The organism is Stecheria intestinalis, assembly GCF_009696165.1.
Classification (GTDB): Bacteria; Bacillota_I; Bacilli_A; order Erysipelotrichales; family Erysipelotrichaceae; genus Bulleidia; species Bulleidia intestinalis.
The window spans coordinates 1-19481 of the sequence record NZ_VUMN01000042.1 but is presented as its reverse complement, the minus strand read 5'-3'; the positions used below and the strand labels follow the sequence as shown (position 1 = coordinate 19481).

At 49.1% G+C, this 19481-nt stretch carries 21 protein-coding genes; 11 read left to right on the top strand and 10 right to left on the bottom strand.

Annotated elements, in window-relative coordinates; all coding sequences use genetic code 11:
- Nucleotides 1-175: 175 nt before the first annotated feature.
- Genes FYJ51_RS12380 through FYJ51_RS12370 form a run of 3 tightly spaced genes read right to left on the bottom strand, consistent with a single transcriptional unit; the run spans nucleotide 176 to nucleotide 3054 of the window.
- Complete coding sequence (locus FYJ51_RS12380; protein WP_154505898.1) at nucleotides 176-1615, bottom strand: M20/M25/M40 family metallo-hydrolase; 1440 nt, start codon at nucleotides 1613-1615, stop codon at nucleotides 176-178.
- Nucleotide 1616: 1 nt separating this feature from the next.
- Entirely contained in the window at nucleotides 1617-2270 is a 654-nt protein-coding gene (locus FYJ51_RS12375; protein ID WP_154505897.1) for a hypothetical protein, read from the bottom strand.
- Between the two features lie 10 nt (nucleotides 2271-2280).
- Nucleotides 2281-3054: a DUF5058 family protein gene (locus FYJ51_RS12370; RefSeq protein WP_105302407.1), complete on the bottom strand. Its 774-nt coding sequence runs from the start codon at nucleotides 3052-3054 to the stop codon at nucleotides 2281-2283.
- 141 nt (nucleotides 3055-3195) lie between these two features.
- Here FYJ51_RS12370 and FYJ51_RS12365 point away from each other — a divergent pair, with 141 nt between their 5' ends.
- The 7 genes from FYJ51_RS12365 to FYJ51_RS12335 all read left to right on the top strand — a co-directional run bounded on the left by FYJ51_RS12365 (nucleotide 3196) and on the right by FYJ51_RS12335 (nucleotide 10376).
- Nucleotides 3196-3399 (top strand): hypothetical protein, encoded by a 204-nt coding sequence (locus FYJ51_RS12365; protein ID WP_105302408.1) that lies wholly within the window; start codon nucleotides 3196-3198, stop codon nucleotides 3397-3399.
- A 364-nt stretch (nucleotides 3400-3763) separates the two neighbouring features.
- Nucleotides 3764-5125 (top strand): RNA-guided endonuclease IscB, encoded by a 1362-nt coding sequence (gene iscB, locus FYJ51_RS12360; protein ID WP_154505896.1) that lies wholly within the window; start codon nucleotides 3764-3766, stop codon nucleotides 5123-5125.
- A gap of 157 nt (nucleotides 5126-5282) precedes the next feature.
- A complete protein-coding gene (gene phnC, locus FYJ51_RS12355; protein WP_154505895.1) occupies nucleotides 5283-6065 on the top strand; it encodes a phosphonate ABC transporter ATP-binding protein in 783 nt (260 codons plus the stop codon).
- Nucleotides 6062-6907: a phosphonate ABC transporter, permease protein PhnE gene (gene phnE / locus FYJ51_RS12350; protein ID WP_154505894.1), complete on the top strand. Its 846-nt coding sequence runs from the start codon at nucleotides 6062-6064 to the stop codon at nucleotides 6905-6907. Before phnC ends, phnE begins: the two co-directional genes overlap by 4 nt.
- A gap of 16 nt (nucleotides 6908-6923) precedes the next feature.
- Complete coding sequence (locus FYJ51_RS12345) at nucleotides 6924-7769, top strand: PhnE/PtxC family ABC transporter permease (protein ID WP_154505893.1); 846 nt, start codon at nucleotides 6924-6926, stop codon at nucleotides 7767-7769.
- 102 nt (nucleotides 7770-7871) lie between these two features.
- On the top strand, nucleotides 7872-9392 hold the full coding sequence (locus FYJ51_RS12340) for a bifunctional metallophosphatase/5'-nucleotidase (protein ID WP_154505892.1): 1521 nt from the start codon (nucleotides 7872-7874) through the stop codon (nucleotides 9390-9392).
- 9 nt (nucleotides 9393-9401) lie between these two features.
- Nucleotides 9402-10376 (top strand): hypothetical protein, encoded by a 975-nt coding sequence (locus FYJ51_RS12335; protein WP_154505891.1) that lies wholly within the window; start codon nucleotides 9402-9404, stop codon nucleotides 10374-10376.
- Between the two features lie 41 nt (nucleotides 10377-10417).
- Here the strand turns inward: FYJ51_RS12335 and FYJ51_RS12330 are convergent, their stop codons facing one another.
- Genes FYJ51_RS12330 through FYJ51_RS12305 form a run of 6 tightly spaced genes read right to left on the bottom strand, consistent with a single transcriptional unit; the run spans nucleotide 10418 to nucleotide 16811 of the window.
- Nucleotides 10418-11257 (bottom strand): hypothetical protein, encoded by an 840-nt coding sequence (locus FYJ51_RS12330; RefSeq protein WP_154505890.1) that lies wholly within the window; start codon nucleotides 11255-11257, stop codon nucleotides 10418-10420.
- A 60-nt stretch (nucleotides 11258-11317) separates the two neighbouring features.
- Complete coding sequence (locus tag FYJ51_RS12325; protein ID WP_105302415.1) at nucleotides 11318-11680, bottom strand: FtsB family cell division protein; 363 nt, start codon at nucleotides 11678-11680, stop codon at nucleotides 11318-11320.
- A gap of 54 nt (nucleotides 11681-11734) precedes the next feature.
- Nucleotides 11735-12007: an RNA-binding S4 domain-containing protein gene (locus FYJ51_RS12320; protein ID WP_105302416.1), complete on the bottom strand. Its 273-nt coding sequence runs from the start codon at nucleotides 12005-12007 to the stop codon at nucleotides 11735-11737.
- Nucleotides 11994-15413 carry a transcription-repair coupling factor gene (mfd, locus tag FYJ51_RS12315; protein ID WP_205946329.1) on the bottom strand — a complete coding sequence of 1140 codons (3420 nt, stop codon included), beginning with the start codon at nucleotides 15411-15413 and terminating at the stop codon, nucleotides 11994-11996. Before mfd ends, FYJ51_RS12320 begins: the two co-directional genes overlap by 14 nt.
- 31 nt (nucleotides 15414-15444) lie before the next feature.
- On the bottom strand, nucleotides 15445-16023 hold the full coding sequence (gene pth / locus FYJ51_RS12310) for an aminoacyl-tRNA hydrolase (RefSeq protein ID WP_105302417.1): 579 nt from the start codon (nucleotides 16021-16023) through the stop codon (nucleotides 15445-15447).
- Nucleotides 16020-16811 (bottom strand): hypothetical protein, encoded by a 792-nt coding sequence (locus tag FYJ51_RS12305; RefSeq protein ID WP_135358118.1) that lies wholly within the window; start codon nucleotides 16809-16811, stop codon nucleotides 16020-16022. The genes pth and FYJ51_RS12305 overlap by 4 nt, the downstream gene beginning before the upstream one ends.
- A 166-nt stretch (nucleotides 16812-16977) precedes the next feature.
- Between FYJ51_RS12305 and rpmH the strand changes: the two genes are divergently transcribed.
- From rpmH to FYJ51_RS12285, 4 genes are read left to right on the top strand one after another with little or no spacing between them, the layout of a single operon-like run.
- Nucleotides 16978-17112 (top strand): 50S ribosomal protein L34, encoded by a 135-nt coding sequence (gene rpmH, locus FYJ51_RS12300; protein ID WP_105302419.1) that lies wholly within the window; start codon nucleotides 16978-16980, stop codon nucleotides 17110-17112.
- A 37-nt stretch (nucleotides 17113-17149) separates the two neighbouring features.
- Nucleotides 17150-17482 carry a ribonuclease P protein component gene (rnpA, locus tag FYJ51_RS12295; RefSeq protein ID WP_105302420.1) on the top strand — a complete coding sequence of 111 codons (333 nt, stop codon included), beginning with the start codon at nucleotides 17150-17152 and terminating at the stop codon, nucleotides 17480-17482.
- Nucleotides 17483-17504: 22 nt separating this feature from the next.
- Entirely contained in the window at nucleotides 17505-18404 is a 900-nt protein-coding gene (locus tag FYJ51_RS12290; protein ID WP_154505889.1) for a YidC/Oxa1 family membrane protein insertase, read from the top strand.
- Entirely contained in the window at nucleotides 18401-19045 is a 645-nt protein-coding gene (locus FYJ51_RS12285; protein ID WP_154505888.1) for a Jag family protein, read from the top strand. The genes FYJ51_RS12290 and FYJ51_RS12285 overlap by 4 nt, the downstream gene beginning before the upstream one ends.
- 246 nt (nucleotides 19046-19291) lie before the next feature.
- Here the strand turns inward: FYJ51_RS12285 and FYJ51_RS13625 are convergent.
- Nucleotides 19292-19481: hypothetical protein (locus FYJ51_RS13625; protein WP_205946328.1), on the bottom strand; the 190-nt coding region annotated here is incomplete at its 5' end.

The following is a 19481-nucleotide window of genomic DNA, read 5'->3' as shown; positions in this document are numbered from 1 at the left end:
GTGCTCTTTACTATAAGAGCACCCAATCATCCACCTGCCAAGCAGGTGGTTCTCCGGTTCGCACAATCTTTACACCCATAGCTAGTCAACTGTTTATCTTTGTGCTCACCAGTCCACTAGGACGAATTGAAAAGATCGCGTCTGCGATCTTTTCTTATACCTGCATGAATGTGTTTCAGAGATTCCAGTTCTCTAAGAAGTACTGATAGAAATCAATTGCATCGCTCAGTGATCTGAGATCGGCATTCTCATTGTCACTGTGCATGCATGCAAGCTGCTGTGAAGTTAATCGTAACGGATAGAACCTGAGACAGTTCTCCGTCAGCTCTGCAAAGTGTCGATTGTCGGTTCCTCCGGTCATCACATAGGGTGAGATGCCGCAATCCGGGAACTTCTTCCTGATACAGGAGATCAGATACTGATACACGGCAGAATCCTGCGGAGTGACTGGCGAAGCTTCTCTTGAACTCAGCACTTCCAGCTCCAGATCATACTTGTCTGCCTTCTGCTTCAGGATTGCAAGACTGGTCTTCAGATCCTGGGTGAATCCGGTTCGAAGATTTGCGATGACATACGCTTCCGAAGGAATGACATTCGTCGCATCCGATCCTTTCATCTCTGTAAAGCAGATCGTCGTTCCAAGCAAGGCGTCTGCCTGAGCATTCACCTTCCCCATGGCCTTCGTCAGCAATCCCTTATACAGCCAGAGATTCGAGAACAGATACCGCATCGGGAATGAGAAGGAAGGCGCCATATTCTCGAACATCGCTTTCACATGCGGCGTGAACTTCCGTTCATACAGATGCGAATGATTCACTTCATGCATGAAGTCCGCAAGCCTTGTCACCGTGGTCGTCGCATGCGGCGCACTGGAATGTCCGCCTTCTCCCTTTGCGGTGATCTTCACATCGGCATAGCCTTTCTCCGTGATGCCGATGACGGCATACGGCCGATCCATTCCGGCCATTGCCTTATCCACAACTGCTCCGCCTTCATCCCAGGCACAGGCAAGCTTCACGCCATGTTCCTTCAGATACTGGACTGCAGTCTCTGCACCTGGTCCGCTGTTCTCCTCATTGACCGAATATTCCAGCCAGACGTCCCGTTCCGGAACAAATCCCTCTTTCAGCAGATTCTCGATTGCGGACATCTGGCAGAACTGATTGCACTTATCATCCATGACCCCTCTGCCGTAGATCTTTCCTTCATGAATCTCTCCGCCATACGGAGGATACTTCCAGTTCTTCTCATCAGCAGGAACCGTATCCTGATGTCCCATCATCAGGATGGCAGGCAGATCAGAATGCTTTCCTTTCCAGTAATAGAGAAGCACGCCATCCAGTACTGTTTTCTGAAGAGTCTTCGTACAGAGCGGGAATAATCCATCGACTACCTGGTGGTAGGTATCAAATGCAGAGAGATCTTCGCCAGGCAGTCTCGAGTCGGTATGAACCTGGATGAGCTTTGCAAAACGATGTCCCATCTCTTCCAGTTCTTCTTCGTTTCTGGAAGAAGGCAGACGTTCTGCTGCAGGTGACGCTTTGCAATGTGCTGCGCGGAATAAGGTAACTGCAAGAAGAATCAGCAGAATGATCAGTATGATAAGTCCTGCCATATCAGATCTTTCCTCCCTTGTACAGCAGATGTCCGATTGCCATGGAAATCACGGCAAGGACAACGACCATGATCGAGACCATCGAAGTAAGCGAAGGAACCAGCCAGAAGATCACTGCAGCAAGGAGCCATGGAATGAAGGCAATCTTCGGATACTTCCGGATATAGACAAAGCCCATGGCCCCGAACAAAGCAGAGACAACCGTCTTGAAGGCAGGCTGCAGAACCGGATTTTCTAAGAGCGGCGTCAGCGGAACAATCAGAAGGACGCCGGCGGCGATGACCAGGGTCGTGACAATCGTGCTCGAAGCGATTGCAATCGTGGAGATCACTTCGTTTTCATCGGTTCCCACTTCGGTTCCGGCAATGTCTCTGGCATTCATGGCACATGGTACTTTCAGGTTCGCAAGGTTGCCCGAGATAAAGCCGAGATACGTTCCGCCGGTTCCTAATAATGGTGCATAGGTAATCACTTCAAGGATTCCGGAAGGAATGTACTGAATCAGCATGGCCATGAGTGCTGCCCAGTAGCCGTCATTGAACGTGAATGAAGTATTGAAGACGAGGCAGACAATGAATGGCACTGCAATCATCAGGCCGAGCATGATGAATCCGGAGATTCTCCCGAAGCGATGCATCTGATCGTTATAGTTCATAATCTTCACCTCACAGGAATGTGCTCATGCCGGGGAACAGGAACTGGCCGAGAACGGCACATGCCATTCCGATCAGCATGCTGAAGGATAATGCATAGCTCTCCAGCCACTTGATCTGTTTCTTCTTGATCAGCATCTGGAAGAATGACATCGCTGCCATAGCAGTGCCGAAAGCGATGAGCGGAAGGATATTCGGTGTTCTTGTTTCTCCGGATACCTGCACCGATCTGAGATAGGACACTGCATCGCCGAGATATGCAGCGATCATGCCGATGAACATGGAAGACAGAAGAATATCTGATGCTTTCGGATCTCCTTTTGCCTTATTCAGAATCCTGTTCTGGTACTTTCTGAAGAAGAATAATGTGAAGATGAGACCGGACAGGATGGTCACGCTCATGCCGAGAACGATGGAGGCATAATCTCCTGCGGTCATCATATTGCTCGGCAGTTCTCCGATGCCTAATCCTTTGGCAAGGTTATTTGCCGTGGAACTTTCATAATGCAGGGCGCCTAGAACGCTCAGTCTGATCCACGGGATCGGAATGCCAAGCGATGGTGCTAATGCCAGAACGCCGATCAGAATGCCGATGCTCGGCACGATCGTGAAGCTCACAGATGACTGCACGGCCTGTTTCATCACCTGTTCGTCCATGCCGATCTCCTTGCCATGTTTCCATGCTTTCTTCAGGTAGAGAACTGCCTGAATCAGCACTCCGCACACAATGATGACTGCCAGGAGATACATGGGAAAGGAATTCGCTTTTTCCAGAATCTGTTCCATATGGAAATCCCCCTGTTATTACATGTGATTATAGGGCACATTATCCTTTCGTGAAAACGGTTTCCTGTTGTTCTGAATTTTGCATGCATGGGAGATGGATCAGGCGGATCCTGCTCTGGTAAAATAGTACCGGAGGACCTTATGGAAGATAGAGAATATGTCCGCAGGAATGAAGACCGGGATCTGGATGACCGGGATATGGTCCGGGAAGAAGAGATTCTTGCCCAGGATAATGTGAAAAGACATACCGGGGGATTCCAGGTCGTGAATACGATTGTGAGATGTCTGTTATTGATTGCGGTGGTTTTTGTGCTGATCAATCTGCTGATCCGGGCTTTTGCTTGAGTCAACTACCCCGACTAAGTCCTGACGGACTATAGACGGGGCTTGGAGAGGCTATTACAGTTCTTCAAGCCCGGTTGATAAGCCTCAGTCTGCGTGAGAGCCTTCGGACTATGAAGTAGCGGACTACGTTACCGTGAGCTACGTACGAATGCTCCACTAGTTCGTACCTCTTGGGAAGCACGATTAAACATCTCTGAGGGAAGGAGAAGTGTCGTGCCTGCATTCGACCCACGGGCAACATTGGCGAAGTGGACCACCGTTACTGCGATTCTCCGGAACCGTAAGTGCGAGACGCTGCATGTCTTCAGGAATGCAGAAAGCGTAAGCGCCCTTAACAGGGCAGAAAGAAAGGGGGCATCAGAAGATGTCTGTGGCAGTACTATCCAGCACCGGCAGAAAGCTGATGCCGACTTCGAACTACAGAGCACGGAAGCTCTTAAAGAGCCACCGTGCCGCGATTGAATGCTATCGTCCGATTTTTACAATCCGGTTAACAGACCGGAAGGAGGGAAACACGCAGCCGATTGAGTATGCCTGCGATACGGGATACCAGCATGTCGGCGTATCCATCAAATCCGAAAAACATGAGTTCGTCCATGCGCAGTACGACATGCTGAGCGATGAGACAGAGCGGCACAATGACTGTCGTAAATATCGCAGAACCAGGCGAAACCGCCTGCGGTATCGGAAACCGAGATTTGACAACCGTTCGAAGAAGAACAAAGAGATGCCGCCTTCGCTGCGGCACCGTAAGGAGAACCAGATCAGCTTATTCGAATCGTTTTGCAAGGTTATGCCGATCACATCGGCGACATTCGAGATGGGAAAGTTCGATACCCAGCTTCTGCAGGCAATCGCAAATGGAAAACCTCTTCCGGAAGGAAAAGACTACCAGCAAGGATCGAAGTACTTGTATCAGACCGAACGGGAGGCTGTTTTCGGCAGAGATCACTACACCTGCCAGGTATGCGGCAAGTCCGTCAAAGACGGCGTGATTCTGAATACACACCATATCGGGTACTGGAAAGGATACCGGTCCAATCGGATCAGCAACCTCTTAACCGTATGTGAGCACTGCCATACGGCAAAGAATCACAGGCCCGGAGGAAAGCTCTGGGGGCTGGAGCCAAAGAGCACCAATCTGGCTCCGGCGGCCTATATGAGTACCGTACGCTGGGCGATGTATCGGGACCTAGTGCTGATGCATCCGGAAATCGATATCCATATCCAGTACGGTGCAAAGACATCTGTAACCAGAAAGTCTCTGCATCTTGCAAAGACGCATGCAAACGATGCTTACTGCATTGGTTCTCTGCGCCCAAAACACAGAGCAGCAGAGCTTGTCTATCAGAAGAAGCGCCGCAACAACCGGATATTGAGCAGATTCTATGATGCAAAATACATCGACATCAGGGATGGCAAAAAGAAGTCTGGTTCAGCACTCTCGTGCGGAAGAACCAACTGCAGGGAAAGCAGACGCTCGGATAAGAATCAGCGCATCTATCGTGGGAAGAAGTGTTCTTCTGGGCGCACTTCGATTCGAAAGAGACGTTATGCATACCAGCCTGGGGATGCGATTCTGTTTCGGTCTCAGAGGTTCGCTGTCAATGGTGCCCATTGCAATGGAACCCGCGTAATTCTAAATACAGGAAAATCAGTCAAGACGGCTGATTTGACATGCATTAAAAAGGAAGGAGGATGGCGCTTCCTCCCCGCTCAAGCCTGACGGCTATGGACGGGGTATCCGCGCCAAAATTATGAATAGTGCTCAAAAACAGCAAATTCGGTTTTCAAACCAAAAAGCCTAAGTGAGTTTACTGATTTATGCTTTCAACTGGCCAATCTTCTATTACAATATAGCCGTTAAACAAGGGGATAACTTCATGAGTATAGAGTTCAGAGATGTATCGAAGACCTACCCGAATGGAACCAAAGGGCTCCAGCATGTGAATCTCACCATCGAGCAGGGAGAATTCGTTGCCATCATCGGTCTTTCCGGTGCTGGCAAATCCACGCTGATCCGCACGATCAACCGGATGATTGATGTCACGGATGGTCAGCTGATTGTTGATGGAACAGATGTGATGACGCTGAAGGGAAAAGATCTCAGAAAGTTCAGACGGAAGATCGGCATGATTTTCCAGTCGTTCAATCTGATTACCCGTTCTACGGTCATCAAGAATGTGCTGACTTCGAATGTTCCGGATATGCCGTGGTATAAGGTGCTGTTCGGATATTATTCCAAAGAGCAGAAGATGAAGGCTCTGGAAGCACTGGATAAGGTTAATATCCTGGACAAGGCATACAGCCGCTGCGATGAACTTTCCGGAGGCCAGATGCAGCGTGTTGCTCTGGCAAGAACGCTGAATCAGAATCCTTCGATCATTCTGGCTGATGAGCCGGTTGCGTCCCTGGATCCGATCATGGCAGATGTGGTCATGAGCGACTTTGCAAGAATCAATCAGGATATGAATATCACGATTCTGCTGAATATTCATCATGTCGACCTGGCGATGAAGTATGCTACGAGAGTGATCGGAATCCGTCAGGGACATGTGGTCTATGATGGTCCTGCTTCCAAGGTAACCAAGGACGTTCTGGATGAGGTTTACCAGGGCAAGGAAATTCCTACCACGGAAAATGATAAGGGCGGTAAGAAAGCATGAGCACCGCAGAAAATTCCAGGCCTGCTCTGTTTGACCGGATTTTCAAGCCGGAGCATATCATTCTGGAAAATGGGCATACGATTGATCGTCCGAAAAGCAGAATGCCGCTCATTCTGACGGTACTGGTGATCGTGGTATGGATTTCGGTTGTCGCAACCGGGTTCAATTTCCATACGATCATTGACCGCAGGAATCAGCTGACGGTCATTCTGAGTCAGATCTTCCAGCCGAAGTGGAGCTATCTCGATAAGGTATGGAAGCCTTTGATTGAAACCATCAAGATGTCTCTGATGGGCACGGTCATCGGCTGCCTGCTTGGTCTGCCGATGGCGATCTTCGCTTCCACGAATATCAACAAGAATAAACCGGTGGTCGTGATTCTGCGTCTGATCCTGGCCGTGCTTCGTTCCGTGCCGACGCTGATCTATGCATATATGTTCGCATTGATCTTCTCGCTTGGCGCATTTGCCGGAACGATTGCGATCGTGATCTTCACGCTTGGCATTGTTGCCAAGATGCTCTACGAGTCCATTGAGACCATCGACATGAAGCCGTATGAGGCAATGGTAAGTTTCGGTGCCAATACGCTGCAGGCGTTCTGGGCTGCGTGCATGCCGCAGATTCTGCCGACATATCTGGATGACTGCCTGTACTGCTTCGAGCTGAATGTGCGTGCTTCTTCGATTCTCGGCTATGTCGGTGCCGGCGGTCTCGGCGTGCTGATCCGCGAACGGACCGGTCTTCGTGATTATACGAATCTTGGAACGGTATTGCTGACGCTGTTCGTGGTCGTGCTTCTGATCGACTGGCTGAGCGACTGGCTGCGTTCCAAGCTGTCATGAGGAAGGAGGTTCCTAGATGAGTACAAAGAAAGAAAGCGGTGCAGAGCAGTCTGCCCGCATCCTGGAAACGCTCCAGGCAGAGCCGAACTACTTCTGGGCACGATTCATCACGTTTCTGATCCTTCTGGTTCTGGTCATCTGGAGTTCTTCTTCCATTCATTACAACGGGGTTGCCAGCAAGGGTTCTGAGGTTGCTTATGGAATTCTGAACGGCATCACGCATCCGGATCAGAGCATGCTGTTCACAACTTCCACGTCCGGGGTTCCTTATCTGATTCTGCAGACCATTGCGATTGCAGTGCTCGGCACGATCTTCGGCGGAATTCTGGCGATTCCGGTGTCATTCTTAGCTTCGACGAATATCGTTCCGAAATGGCTTGCTTATATCTTCCGGGCACTGATTCTTCTGATCCGCACGATTCCGTCTCTGGTATGGGCTCTTGTCTGGATCCGGGTTACCGGTCCTGGTCCGTATTGCGGTGTCGTCACGCAGTCGATCTGCTCGATCGGCATGATTTCCAAGATGTACATCACTGCTATTGAAGATCTGGATACCGGCATTCTGGAATCCCTGGATGCGGCTGGATGCACGACATTCCAGAAGATCAGATGCGGCATTCTTCCGCAGTTAAGTGCAAGCTTTGTCTCGACGGTCATCTACCGCTTCGATATCAACCTCAAGGATGCGACGACGCTTGGCATCGTTGGTGCGGGCGGCATCGGTGCTGCTCTGGTCCAGGCGATTTCAGGAAACCGCTGGTCGATTGTCGGTTCGTTCCTGATTGCGCTGATCATCCTGGTCCTGATCATCGAATGGTGCTCCACGAAGATCCGGGCAAGACTTGCTCACGGCAGACAGTAATGTCAGTTCAGAGATGCGGGATTCCGCATCTCTTTTCTTGTTGAGAACGCATCAGCGTTTCGCCTATAATACATACGCAGATTGGGGATACAGACAAAGAAGATGAAAAACAGAATCCGGATTCTTGCGACCAGTGATTTGCATGGTTCGATTTATCCATACAGCTATGCCGATGGCAGTGAAACTGCCCAGGGCATGGCAAGACTTTCTACCTTGATTCAGTCGCTCAGGGATGACAATACCCTGCTGATTGATAATGGCGATACTCTCCAGGGAACGCCGCTTACCTATTTCCACTACCGCTATCATCATGACTGGATCTGCCCGATGACGACGGTCATGAATCTGATGGGCTACGACTATGTGAACATCGGCAATCATGACTTTGACTATGGCGAGCAGGCATTGCAGAATCATCTGAACCTGCTGAAGGCACCATGCATCACGAGCAATGTCAGCATCTCCGGTACCCCGCTTGGTCCGAATTACGTGATCAGGGAGATCGGCGGAAAGAAGCTTGCGATCTTCGGTGTAATCACCCAGTATGTTCCGCACTGGGAAGCGAAGAAAAATATCCGTCATTCAAAGTTCAGAGATGCGTATGAGACTGCTGCGAAGACAGTGGAACTGATCCGCGGCCTGGAGAAGCCGGATTATGTGATCGGGGTCTATCATGGCGGGTTTGAACGAGATCTGAAGAACGGTTATCCGGTGGGCGATCTGACCGGGGAAAACGAGGGCTATGAGATGATGCGCTCGATTCCTGGTCTTGATATCCTGATTTCCGGCCATACGCATACCGCGGAATGCGGAAAGGCGTTCCATACGGTCTATACGCAGACCAGCGACAGTGCGAAGGATCTTGCCTGCATTGATATCTATACGGATACCGGAGTGATTGAGCCGCAGATTCTGAAAGCAGACTGCGAACCGGATCAGAAGATTCTGGATGCAGTCATGAATGAGGAAGAAGAGTGCCAGAAGTGGCTGGATACGCCGATCGGCACTTCTAAAGTAAATCTGCAGATCACGGATGAGATGGATGCCCGCCTGCACAAGAGCCAGTGCGTCACGTTCCTGAATATGGTGCAGAAAGAAGCGACCGGGTCTGATCTGTCCTGCACGCCGCTGTTCCTGCATGCGACGGGATTTCCTTCTGAAATCACGATGCGCAATATTGTCAGTACCTATCTGTTTCCGAATACGCTGGTCGTAAAGGAAATTTCCGGGAAAGTGCTGAAAGAATATCTGGAGAAGGATGCGGAGTTCTGGTCGATCCGCAATGATGCGATCATCGTATCGCCATGGATGGACTACCCGAATCCTCAGCATTACAACTATGACATGGTTGACGGGATCGAGTATACGATCCGGGTTTCGGAAGATCCCGGGCATCGGATCGAAAAGCTGACTTATCAGGGACATGAGGTCACGGATGACATGTCCTTTACCATGAGCATGAATAATTACCGGGCTTCCGGGGGAGGCAATTATTCGATGATCGCTTCCTGCCCGACGGTCAAGGAAGTTCCGATCTCTATGGTTGAGCTGATTGCAGATTATATTCTGGAACATAAAGTGATTGATTTCACGCCGGTGAACAATATCACGGTCGTGAAGTGAGGGGGTTCTATGAGCAATGTGTTTGATGTCATTCTTCTGACTGCCCTTCCGGCCAGCGGAAAGTCTGAAGTCAGAAGTTTTCTGGCCAATGTCGGGAAAGAACGACTCCAGAAAGAATTTCATATCGGCGAGAATCTGCAGCTGGATGATTTTCCTTATGTGAACTTCATGCGGCTGATTGATACAGCCCTTGCGGAGAATGGTTCTGAGAGAATCTTCTATGCGAGTGATGAAGATCCTTTCTATGACAGCAGAGACTGGGGCACTCTGATTCAGCTGCTGAATGAAGACTATCATCATCTCCTGAACCGTGAAAAGCTCTCTTCTGCAAGTCCTGCAAAGACCCTGTTCGAGCGGATTGACCGGGCAGCGCTGGCGGTCGGAATCCCGCCCCGCTTAGAGAAGCTGGATGATGCCCTGATTGCGAAGATTGCAGAAGCACTGGATGAAGAAGCACTCCGAATTCAGCATCTGACGGAAGATCAGTATACGGAGGACATGAGCGATAAGACGATCATCATCGAGCTTTCAAGAGGAGGTCATGATGGGGCTTCCTTCCCGCTGCAGAATACCGAAGGCTATCAATATAGCCTGCCGCTGTTTGCGCCGGATCTGCTGAGTCATGCGGCGGTTCTCTATATCCGCGTGGATCCGGAAGAGTCGAGAAGAAAGAACGCGGCAAGGTTTGATCCGAACGATCCGCAGTCTTCGCTGCATCATATGACGCCGGTTAAAGTCATGCTGAATGACTACGGGTGCGATGATATGCCGTATCTGATTGAACAGAGCAGAAAAGCAGATTCGGTCACGGTAAACAGCTACGGAAATCTGATCGATCTGCCGGCTGGAGTATTCGACAACCGGACAGATCAGACGACCTTCTTAAGAGAAGATCCTTCTCATTGGGATCCTGCGCGGATTCAGAGAGTCAGCGATTCTCTCCGCAAGGCTGCGGATGCGATGTGGGCTGGCTATCGCCATTAATCAAAACAGGTCTTCTGCAGTTAAATGCAGAGGACCTTTTATTATTCTTCAGATGCTTTCCTGCTCTGAAGGAAGCTCAGGACTCCTGCTGCAATCGGCCAGATCAGCCAGCTGACTGCCCAGGTTCCTGTCGCAAAGCTGAAAATCAGATAAATCGCTGTGACAGCTCCCCAGAAAGAAGAGACAGAGGCATTGTCTTTTTTGACTTCCTGATTGTAATGTCCTTCCTGAAGCAGGCAGCTGAACCATATGCGCAGCGAAGAAGTGCGGACCAGAAGAGAGACTCCGTATCCGATCATGACCATCATGACTGCACACATCAGGAGTATCAGGGTTTCGCTGTCTTCATTCAGCGCAGCTCCGAGAATCACCGGAGCAATGCTGAAGACAATGAAGAGAATGCCTTTCGTCTTTGTATTCTGATTGGCTTGCTCAAAAGCTGTCTGCTGTTGTTTCAGCCAGTCCTCTGCCCCGTATTCCAGTTCAAATGATTCTTTCTTACAGGACTCATAAGGCTTCATGCGCTTTGAGGAAGAAATGAGCATGATGATTCCAGAAGCGATGAATGCCATCATCAGAAGCAGGCTCAGAAGAATTGCCGCATCTCCCAGAGTTCCCAAGGCAAGAACCGGAGCGATGCAGCAGATTTCCATCATGACTCCGATCCCGGTATTTCTCGAAGAAAGTCTGGCATCTTCTATGCATCTGCGTACTTCTTCATTGGAAAATACTGGCAGAATCTCTTCTTCTTCAGGTCTTTCCTCTCCCTGGATGTCATCATCCTGGAAGAGTTTCTGATTCTGATCATTCAGATAGTCTCTCAGCGGATTTTCGTCTGCATATGGAATCTGTGATAATTCCTGTTTCTGCTGTTCTGCCATCTCTTTTTCCCCTCATTGTTCCCCGAAGAACAAAAGAAAGAGGTTCCCCTCTTTCCATGGTCAGTTGCTGCTGCTTTCCGGCAGATAGAACACCTGCTCATCGTCTTTGGTAAGCAGATAAGTTCCTCTGGCATAGCTTGCGACATAATCCGGATCTTCCAGCTTTTCTTTCTCTGTGGTCAGATAAGAATTCTCATCCTGTACCTGCTGGTACTTGTCCTGCACTTCCGCGAGCTGCTTTTTCAGGTTGATGGTAGTATATACCTCTTTGAATACTTCCAGCAGCAGATATGCAGAAGCACCGATCACAAGGAAGCAGATGAACTTCAGAAACGGTGTATACTGCTTTTTCTTTTTCGGCTTTGCCTGTGTTTTCGTGTGTTTTGATGCAGGAGCCTGGTTCTTTTTCTTATTTTCTGCCATTCGTCTGTCCTCCTTTCCTGGTAAAGCTATTTATATCATGATTCAGGAATCCCATCAAGATTCCTCGGGCTTCATGATCGTTTCTTCCGAGACGACTTCATACATGTCCTGGGCGTCTGCTTTCTTTTTCACTTCTTCCGTGGAAAGAACGCGGACAGTCAGTTTCCGGTTTCCGAAACTGATCGTGACCAGATCTCCGGCATGTACCTCATGGCCTGGCTTGGCGGTCTTTCCGTTGATTTCTATTCTCTGATTCTCGGCGAGTTCCTTGGAGATCGTGCGCCGTTTCAGAATTCTGGATACTTTCAGATATTTATCTACTCTCATTTGCGCGGAGTGCCTCCTTTGCATGCATGATCACATCAGCTGCCAGACTGACGGTGCTCTTCATCTTCGGCAGGGTTGCAGAAATCTGACTGTCTGCGTAGCGAAGTGCAATATCCTTATTCAGATCGCTGAAAATCCTGAACAGCTTCACGCCATCAACCTGCTGGCTGAACAGCTTCGAAAATGTGATTCTCGTCTGACCTTTGACATCCCGGCAGCTGTCGACAGAAGGATCATTCACCAGAATATCGAGTCTTCTCTTATCAAACAGAGCCTGCACTTCTGAAGGAAGCTTGCCATACTGGTCGGTGACTTCTTCCCGATATTGTTCCAGCTGCTCTATTGAGCAGATCTGATCGATTTTCTGGTACATTGAGATCTTGTCATAATCATCCGGTGCGAAGTTTTCCGGAATATAGCTTGTCTCCGGAATGACCGCATGGCGGAGTTCCTGCTTTTCTTCCTTGACGATGCCTTTCTTCTTCGCAATGGCTTCTTCCAGCATCTCGATGTACATATCAATGCCGACGGTATCGATAAATCCGGACTGATCCGGACCGAGCAGGTCCCCTGCTCCGCGGATCGTCAGGTCTCTCATCGCAATCTTGTAGCCAGAGCCTAGTCTTGCAAACTCCTTGACTGCCTGCAGACGCTTGGATGCGGTCTCGCTCAGCTGTCTGCGCGGCGGAATCAGAAGATAGGCATAAGCGACTCGGTCGCTTCTTCCGACTCTTCCCTTGATCTGATAGATCTGGGAAAGACCGAAGTCCTGAGCATTCTCGATGATCATCGTATTAGCATTCGGAATGTTGATGCCGTTTTCGATGATGGTCGTGCAGACCAGCACATTGATTTCATGCCGTGTGAACTGCATCATGACATCTTCGATGTCTTCCCGGTTCATTTTGCCATGCACGATGCCGATTCTCGCATCCGGAATCAGAGACTGCAGGGTGCGAGCAGTATTGTAGATCGTATCAATGCTGTTATAGAGATAGAATACCTGGCCATTTCTTGCCAGCTCTTTCTCGATGGCGTCTACGATCAGCCCTCTGTTCTTTTCCACGACATAGGTCTGCACATTGTAGCGATTATCCGGCGGGGTTTCGAGCAGAGACAGAGACCTGATGCCGACCAGGCTCATCTGAAGCGTTCTCGGAATCGGAGTGGCACTGAGCGTCAGAACATCAATGCCGTTCTTCATCTCCTTGATCTTTTCCTTATGCTCCACGCCGAAGCGCTGTTCTTCATCTACCACCAGGAGACCGAGGTCCTTGAACTGCACGTCTTTCGAAAGGATGCGATGGGTTCCGATCAGGATATCCACCCTTCCTTCTCTTGTATCTTTCAGAGTTTCCTTCATCATCGAAGGCGGAACAAACCGATCCAGCACCCGGACTGTAAACGGATAACCGGAAAACCGTTCTGAGAACGTATGATAATGCTGTTCCGCAAGGATCGTAGTCGGACAGAGGACAGCAACCTGCTTGTTCTCGCTAGCTGCCTTGAAAGCTGCCCGGACTGCGATCTCGGTCTTGCCGAAGCCGACATCGCCGCAGATCAGACGGTCCATCGGCTTGTCGCTTTCCATGTCACGCTTGACGTCTTCGACTGCTTTTGCCTGGTCCGGAGTCAGTTCATACTGGAATTCTGATTCGAATTTCTTCTGTTCTTCGGTATCCGGCTGATAGGCATATCCGATATGTGTTTCCCGGCTGGAATACAGGGAAACCAGACGTTCTGCAATGTTGGTGACATCTGCTTCGAGGCGTTCTTTCGTCTTTTCCCATTCGCCGCTGCCAAGCTTGTTCAGCTTCGGAACGACGCCTTCTCTGGAAACGAATTTTCTGACCAGGCGGAACTGTTCCAGAGGAACCAGCAATTCGGCATTGCCGCGGTAGATCACCCGCAGGAAGTCTCTTTTGACGCCCTGGATTTCCCTGGTCTCTATGCCCATGTACTGGCCGACGCCGTGCTGGGCATGGACAATATAGTCTCCTGGTTCCAGTTCTTCATAGGAGTGGATGACTTCTGCACTGCGGAATTTCTTTTCGAATCTGCCGGTATGATGATGAATTTCAAAGAGTTCTGAAGCAGTGATGACTTTGAGATTCTTCTCAGAGATCTCAAATCCCTCAGCCAGCGGATTCATCAGAATCTGGAAGCCTTCTGAAAGAGTACTGTCATCTGTTACGAGCTTGTACGGATGCTTGTATTCAATGCAGGCATCAATGAGCCTCGGCATTTCTTTTTCTTTGAGGCAGAACAGAACTCTGGAACCATCGTCCAGCAGCTTCAGCTTCAGATCCAGCGGCTCATTCGGCAGATGAATCTCAGAGATCCCGGAAGTTTTGTCATAGTACGGGTCTTCTTCCATACTGCGGCATCCATCAGCGACGCGGTGCAGATCATGCCACATGGAAAAACGCGGCAGCAGCTTCTTCTCCTGCACCATCTCCTGGATGTAGCTGGTAGTTTCTTCGATCAGTCTTCTGGTGCTTTCCTCAATGGCAGTGCGATCTGACCAGATCACCAGCGGATGATCCATGTAATCCAGAATCGAAGTGGTCTGATTCAATAATGCCGTATACGGATACATGCCGGCCTGAATCACACCATTCTTCACTAGTTCCAGATCGGTTTCCACGGATCCTCTGAGTGCATCATCCCCTTTTTCTTCCAGAAGCCGTTCTGCTTCTTCCGTGATTTCCTGTACCTGGTCTTCGGTAAACAGGATATCGGAAGCCGGAACAATCTCGACATGATCTGCCGGGGTGATTGTCTTCTGCGTGGATTCATCGAAGAAGCGGATGCTGTCGATCTCATCATCAAAGAATTCAATCCGGATCGGATGATCATAGTTGATCGAATAGACATCTATGATACCGCCTCTAGCAGCAAACGAAAGCGGCTGATCAATGTGGCTGGCCTGCATGTATCCCCCTGCCTTCAGGCGCTTTCTGATTTCTTCCATATCTGCGTGGTCVCCTGGTTTCAGAGAAATGCAGCTGCTGCGGAATACTTCTGGCAGCGGCAGATGTCTCAGAAGCCCGGACGGGCTGGTGATGACAATCTGATCCGGACGATTCAGAAGTGATGCAAGGGTTTCTACTTTTCCTGCCATCATCTCCGGAGAAGAAGCAATTGCTTCAACTCTCAGAGATTCATCCGACCCGAAAAGCGCACATTGTCCTTCCTGCAGGAGGGATGATACCCTCTCATACAGTCTCTGTGCGCTGTAGAGATTATTTTTCACGACCAGAATCGGCCTTGGATTCTTCAGATAGGAGGCACTGAGAATCAGTGCTTCCTGAATCAGAGAATTCAGAGGCAAGGTTCCTCTGCCTGCATTCAGCTGTCTCAGAGCAGCATTGTCTTTCAGCTCTTCCAGCAGCTGTACCGGCATTCCAGATTCTTCCTGCAAACCATACCTCCCCTCATTGTTTCAGTCTGATATTGTATTTTGACATCACCTGATCAAATGGTTCGCTCACCCAGGCTTCTGCTGCTTCTGCTGCATCCTTCAATGCGGCCTGGTAGATTTCCTGTTCTGCTTTCGGAACCGGAGAGAGCACCCAGTCTGGTACTTCTTCGTGCACGCCTGGTTCACTATGGCCTACGCCGATGCGGATACGGGCAATCTGTTCAGTTCCTAATGCACTGATGATCGACTTCATGCCTTTCTGTCCGCCGCTGGATCCGTTCTTCCGGATCCGGACGGAACCGGCAGGCAGATCCATATCATCATGCAGAATCAGAATATCAGAAGGATCGATGTGATAGAAATGAACTGCCTGGGCTACTGCTTTTCCGGACTCATTCATATAAGTCAGCGGCTTCATCAGAATCACGCTCTCACCATGAATCACAGTCTTTGCAATCAGAGCATCCCATTTCTCTGTGGTTATATCCGTACCAAGATTTCTGCACAGATAATCCATGGCAAGAAATCCGCTGTTATGCCTGGTCTTCTCGTATTCTTTTCCAGGGTTTCCGAGTCCTGCGATCAGCTTCATTTCGCTTCCTCATCGGACGGTTTTTCTTCCGGTTCTTCTTCGCTCTTCTCTTCCGGAAGCTTCACATCCAGTTCTTCCAGCCAGCGCTCCCCTAAGCGCTTCTCGGAGAATGCCTTCATATCATCTACCAGGCTGTCAAAGCCTTCCTGGTTTCCTTCGTTCTGATAGATCTTTGCCAGCATGATCGTGATGCAGTTCTTATAGATACCGATCATATTGCGGCTGTAGCGGTATCCGCCATAGTCTCCATCCAGAACTTTCCGGAAGAAGTCCTTGCCGCAGTCATCTTTGTTCTCATACAGTTTCATCGCTGCCTGGTGCATGGCCAGCAGCAGCGTATCGGATAGCTGGCCGGATACGGTCTCCATCTTCTCTTCCAGAAGATTCAATAGTTCCGTATTCTTCCGGTAATAAAGACGATTCGGAATCGCCATATACAGATAGAAGAAAGAATCTTCATTCAGATCATAGCCGGAATCCTTCTTCGAAAGATCCCCGATCAGAACGGAAAGATCCAGGGCTTCAAGGTCTTTTCTGAAGTTATCATCCTTTTCGTAGAGAGTATCTCCCCAGAGCTTCATGACATATCCCTTCGCTCTGAATTCCGGGTCTTTCTGACCTGTGACATAGGCTTCTGCAGCCGGGAAGAACTGATCCGGTTCATGAACCAGATCAAGAAGATCAAGGATCTTCTGGTTCTTCTTCTGCCTTCCGTATAGTTTCACTACTCTCAGAATCATCACGATCATGAATGCAAACAAGATCAGTGTCATCAGTGTTCCTGTCATCAGTTTCTGCTCCTCATATGCTGTTCTATTATATTTCATTCAGGGGGCTGAATATACAGCCGAAAACCTTTTCATTATGCGAAAAACTTTGCATTGACAATCGAAATGCCCATAAGTATGATATATAAGCGATTGTTCTTAATAAAGAAGCGGGAGGTGGCATGAAATGAAAAGAACATACCAGCCGAGCAAGAGAAAAAACAAGTCGACCCATGGATTCAGAGCTCGCATGAGCACTCCGGGTGGACGTAAGGTCTTAGCTAGACGCAGAGCAAAAGGCAGAAAAGTTCTCTCAGCTTAACAGAAAGTGCCACCAGTCAGGTGGTATTTTTTATCTTATGAAGAAGAAAAACAGAGTTCGTAAATCCCAGGAATTCCAGTCCCTGATCCACGGCGGGAAAAAAGAAGCAAACATGAGCTTCGTGCTCTACCATGCCCAAAAGAAAGAAGAAGAAGCCAGAATTGGTATTTCTCTTTCGAAAAAGATCGGGTGTGCAGTGGATCGGAATCATATCAAACGCCAGGTCAGAATGATGTGTCAGGATCTGATCGACTTTTCTTCATGCCCGCAAGATGCCATTCTGATTGTGCGTTTCGGATATAAGAATCTCGATTATGAAGCCAATAAAAAGAACTTGGAAAAACTGTTCCTAAAGTCTACAATGAAATAGTTCTATTTATAAGGAGAACCTAATGAAATTCAATTCTTCCCGAATGAAAAAAGTCCTTCTCCTCAGTGCCGTCGTTCTGTTTGCGGTTTCCGCCGCCGGATGCTCGGTTCCGACTGATGAGACAGGTGCAGTAAAGCAGATCACTTCCTCCACGACGTTCAATGAAACAATGAATTCCGAGAACTGGTTCAGTGCCATTCTGGTCTGGCCGATGGCTCAGGTGCTGAATCGTCTCGCTCCTTCGATCGGCGTTGCGGGTGCAATTGCCGTGCTGACCATTGCTGTCAATGCGATCCTCCTGGTATTCACGCTGAAGTCCACAATTGCAACCCAGGAAATGCAGATGCTGCAGCCGGAGATTGAAAAAATCACCAGGAAATATGAAGGCAAAACCGACCAGGCATCTCAGATGCGCATGGCTCAGGAACAGCAGGCATTATACAAGAAGTACAACATCAATCCGTTCAGCATGATTCTGGTTACATTCCTGCAGTTTCCGATCATCATTGCGATGTATCAGGCTGTACAGAGAGCGACTGCAGTCAAGACCGGTACCTTCATGGGACTCAGTCTTGAGACAAAAGTGCTCGATGGAATCCGCGGTGGAATGTGGGGATATCTTCTGATCTTCGCAATCATGGGTCTGGCACAGTATGTATCGATGATGCTGCCGCAGAAGCTTTCCAAGAAGCGGGCAGAAGCAGAAGCTGCCAAGCATCACCGCCGTCCTGATGCTCCGGCAAATTCTTCTCAGCAGAAGATGATGCAGATCTATATGCTGGTCATGATTCTGGTATTCGGTCTCATGTGGCCGGCTGCCATGTCTGTATACTGGACGATCTATTCACTGGTTACTATTGTGAAGACACTCATCGTGCAGAAGATTGTTGATGATAGACAGGCAAAGGAGGCACAGGCATGACCAACTATACTGGTACGACTCTGGAAGAAGTTCTGCAGAAGGCTGCAGAAGAAAAGAACTGCAATGTCGAAGATCTGTCCTATACCGTGACAGAGCAGAAAGAGGATTCTGTTTCTGCTGATGTCTTCAGCAAAGATGATGTCAAAGAGTTCCTGTTTGATTATCTCGGCAATTACTTCATGGGCATCGATCTTGATATCGAGGTTGCCATTGAAGAGCGCGACGGAAGCTTCATCGTCAATCTGAATGCAGATAATAATGCTGTTCTGATTGGCCGTATGGGCAAGACGCTTGCCGCATTGAATACGGTGGTAAGAGGGGCTGTCAATTCTGAGTTCCGCAAGCGCATTGATGTGCTGATTGATGTCAATCACTACAAAGAAGACCGCTATCACCGGATTGCGTCTATTGCAAAGCGTACTGCAAAGCAGGTGCAGCGTTCTCATATTGATGCAGCGATGGATCCGATGCCGAACGATGAGCGTAAGGTGGTTCATAAGACGCTTGGAGAATGGCACAATATCAAGACGGAATCCGAAGGAGAAGGGGCAGCTCGTCACGTTGTGATCAAGTATGTTCCGGATGAAGAAACGGCAGAGCCGGAGTCCTCAGAAGAGCCTGCGGAAGAAGCAGCAGAATAGTTATGAAAAAAAGAGGAGCGATCCCAACGTCATTAAGTTAAACTTTTGTTGAACTGATGACGCATACACTCATACTCACAAACGGTATGGGTGTTTTTTTCTACACTTTCTTCTAAAAGATATTGACAGAATTATCAAAATCGGGCGCCTCCCTCCGGTCGGCGCAGGCAGTAGAAATCAGGAGGCATCTTAAAGATGAAACATTATTCTGATTTCTCACTTCTGTTGTCCGCATACTCTTTAGTTTCAGAGGATTGGTTCTATGTCAAAGCGTAAATCATTCTCTGACAAAGTCTTTGTCTCACTGAATGTAGTGTCCGGTTTTTCCGCAAGGCAAATCCGGTATTGCCGGCATGGATCGTGGATTCTTGTATAAGAGGAAGAAGTTGGCAGAATCCAATCCCATTTTTGAACATTGATACTCAAGGGGATACCG

Coding starts and splice junctions, on each gene's coding strand:
- FYJ51_RS12340 (WP_154505892.1), top strand. CDS start 7,872: ATGAAAAACAGAATCCGGATTCTTGCGACCAGTGATTTGCATGGTTCG.
- phnE (WP_154505894.1), top strand. CDS start 6,062: ATGAGCACCGCAGAAAATTCCAGGCCTGCTCTGTTTGACCGGATTTTC.
- FYJ51_RS12320 (WP_105302416.1), bottom strand. CDS start 12,007: ATGAGAGTAGATAAATATCTGAAAGTATCCAGAATTCTGAAACGGCGC.
- iscB (WP_154505896.1), top strand. CDS start 3,764: ATGTCTGTGGCAGTACTATCCAGCACCGGCAGAAAGCTGATGCCGACT.
- FYJ51_RS12335 (WP_154505891.1), top strand. CDS start 9,402: ATGAGCAATGTGTTTGATGTCATTCTTCTGACTGCCCTTCCGGCCAGC.
- FYJ51_RS12345 (WP_154505893.1), top strand. CDS start 6,924: ATGAGTACAAAGAAAGAAAGCGGTGCAGAGCAGTCTGCCCGCATCCTG.
- FYJ51_RS12285 (WP_154505888.1), top strand. CDS start 18,401: ATGACCAACTATACTGGTACGACTCTGGAAGAAGTTCTGCAGAAGGCT.
- FYJ51_RS12375 (WP_154505897.1), bottom strand. CDS start 2,270: ATGAACTATAACGATCAGATGCATCGCTTCGGGAGAATCTCCGGATTC.
- FYJ51_RS12380 (WP_154505898.1), bottom strand. CDS start 1,615: ATGGCAGGACTTATCATACTGATCATTCTGCTGATTCTTCTTGCAGTT.
- FYJ51_RS12365 (WP_105302408.1), top strand. CDS start 3,196: ATGGAAGATAGAGAATATGTCCGCAGGAATGAAGACCGGGATCTGGAT.
- pth (WP_105302417.1), bottom strand. CDS start 16,023: ATGAAGCTGATCGCAGGACTCGGAAACCCTGGAAAAGAATACGAGAAG.
- phnC (WP_154505895.1), top strand. CDS start 5,283: ATGAGTATAGAGTTCAGAGATGTATCGAAGACCTACCCGAATGGAACC.
- rpmH (WP_105302419.1), top strand. CDS start 16,978: ATGAAAAGAACATACCAGCCGAGCAAGAGAAAAAACAAGTCGACCCAT.
- rnpA (WP_105302420.1), top strand. CDS start 17,150: ATGAAGAAGAAAAACAGAGTTCGTAAATCCCAGGAATTCCAGTCCCTG.
- FYJ51_RS12330 (WP_154505890.1), bottom strand. CDS start 11,257: ATGGCAGAACAGCAGAAACAGGAATTATCACAGATTCCATATGCAGAC.
- FYJ51_RS12305 (WP_135358118.1), bottom strand. CDS start 16,811: ATGACAGGAACACTGATGACACTGATCTTGTTTGCATTCATGATCGTG.
- FYJ51_RS12370 (WP_105302407.1), bottom strand. CDS start 3,054: ATGGAACAGATTCTGGAAAAAGCGAATTCCTTTCCCATGTATCTCCTG.
- FYJ51_RS12290 (WP_154505889.1), top strand. CDS start 17,505: ATGAAATTCAATTCTTCCCGAATGAAAAAAGTCCTTCTCCTCAGTGCC.
- FYJ51_RS12325 (WP_105302415.1), bottom strand. CDS start 11,680: ATGGCAGAAAATAAGAAAAAGAACCAGGCTCCTGCATCAAAACACACG.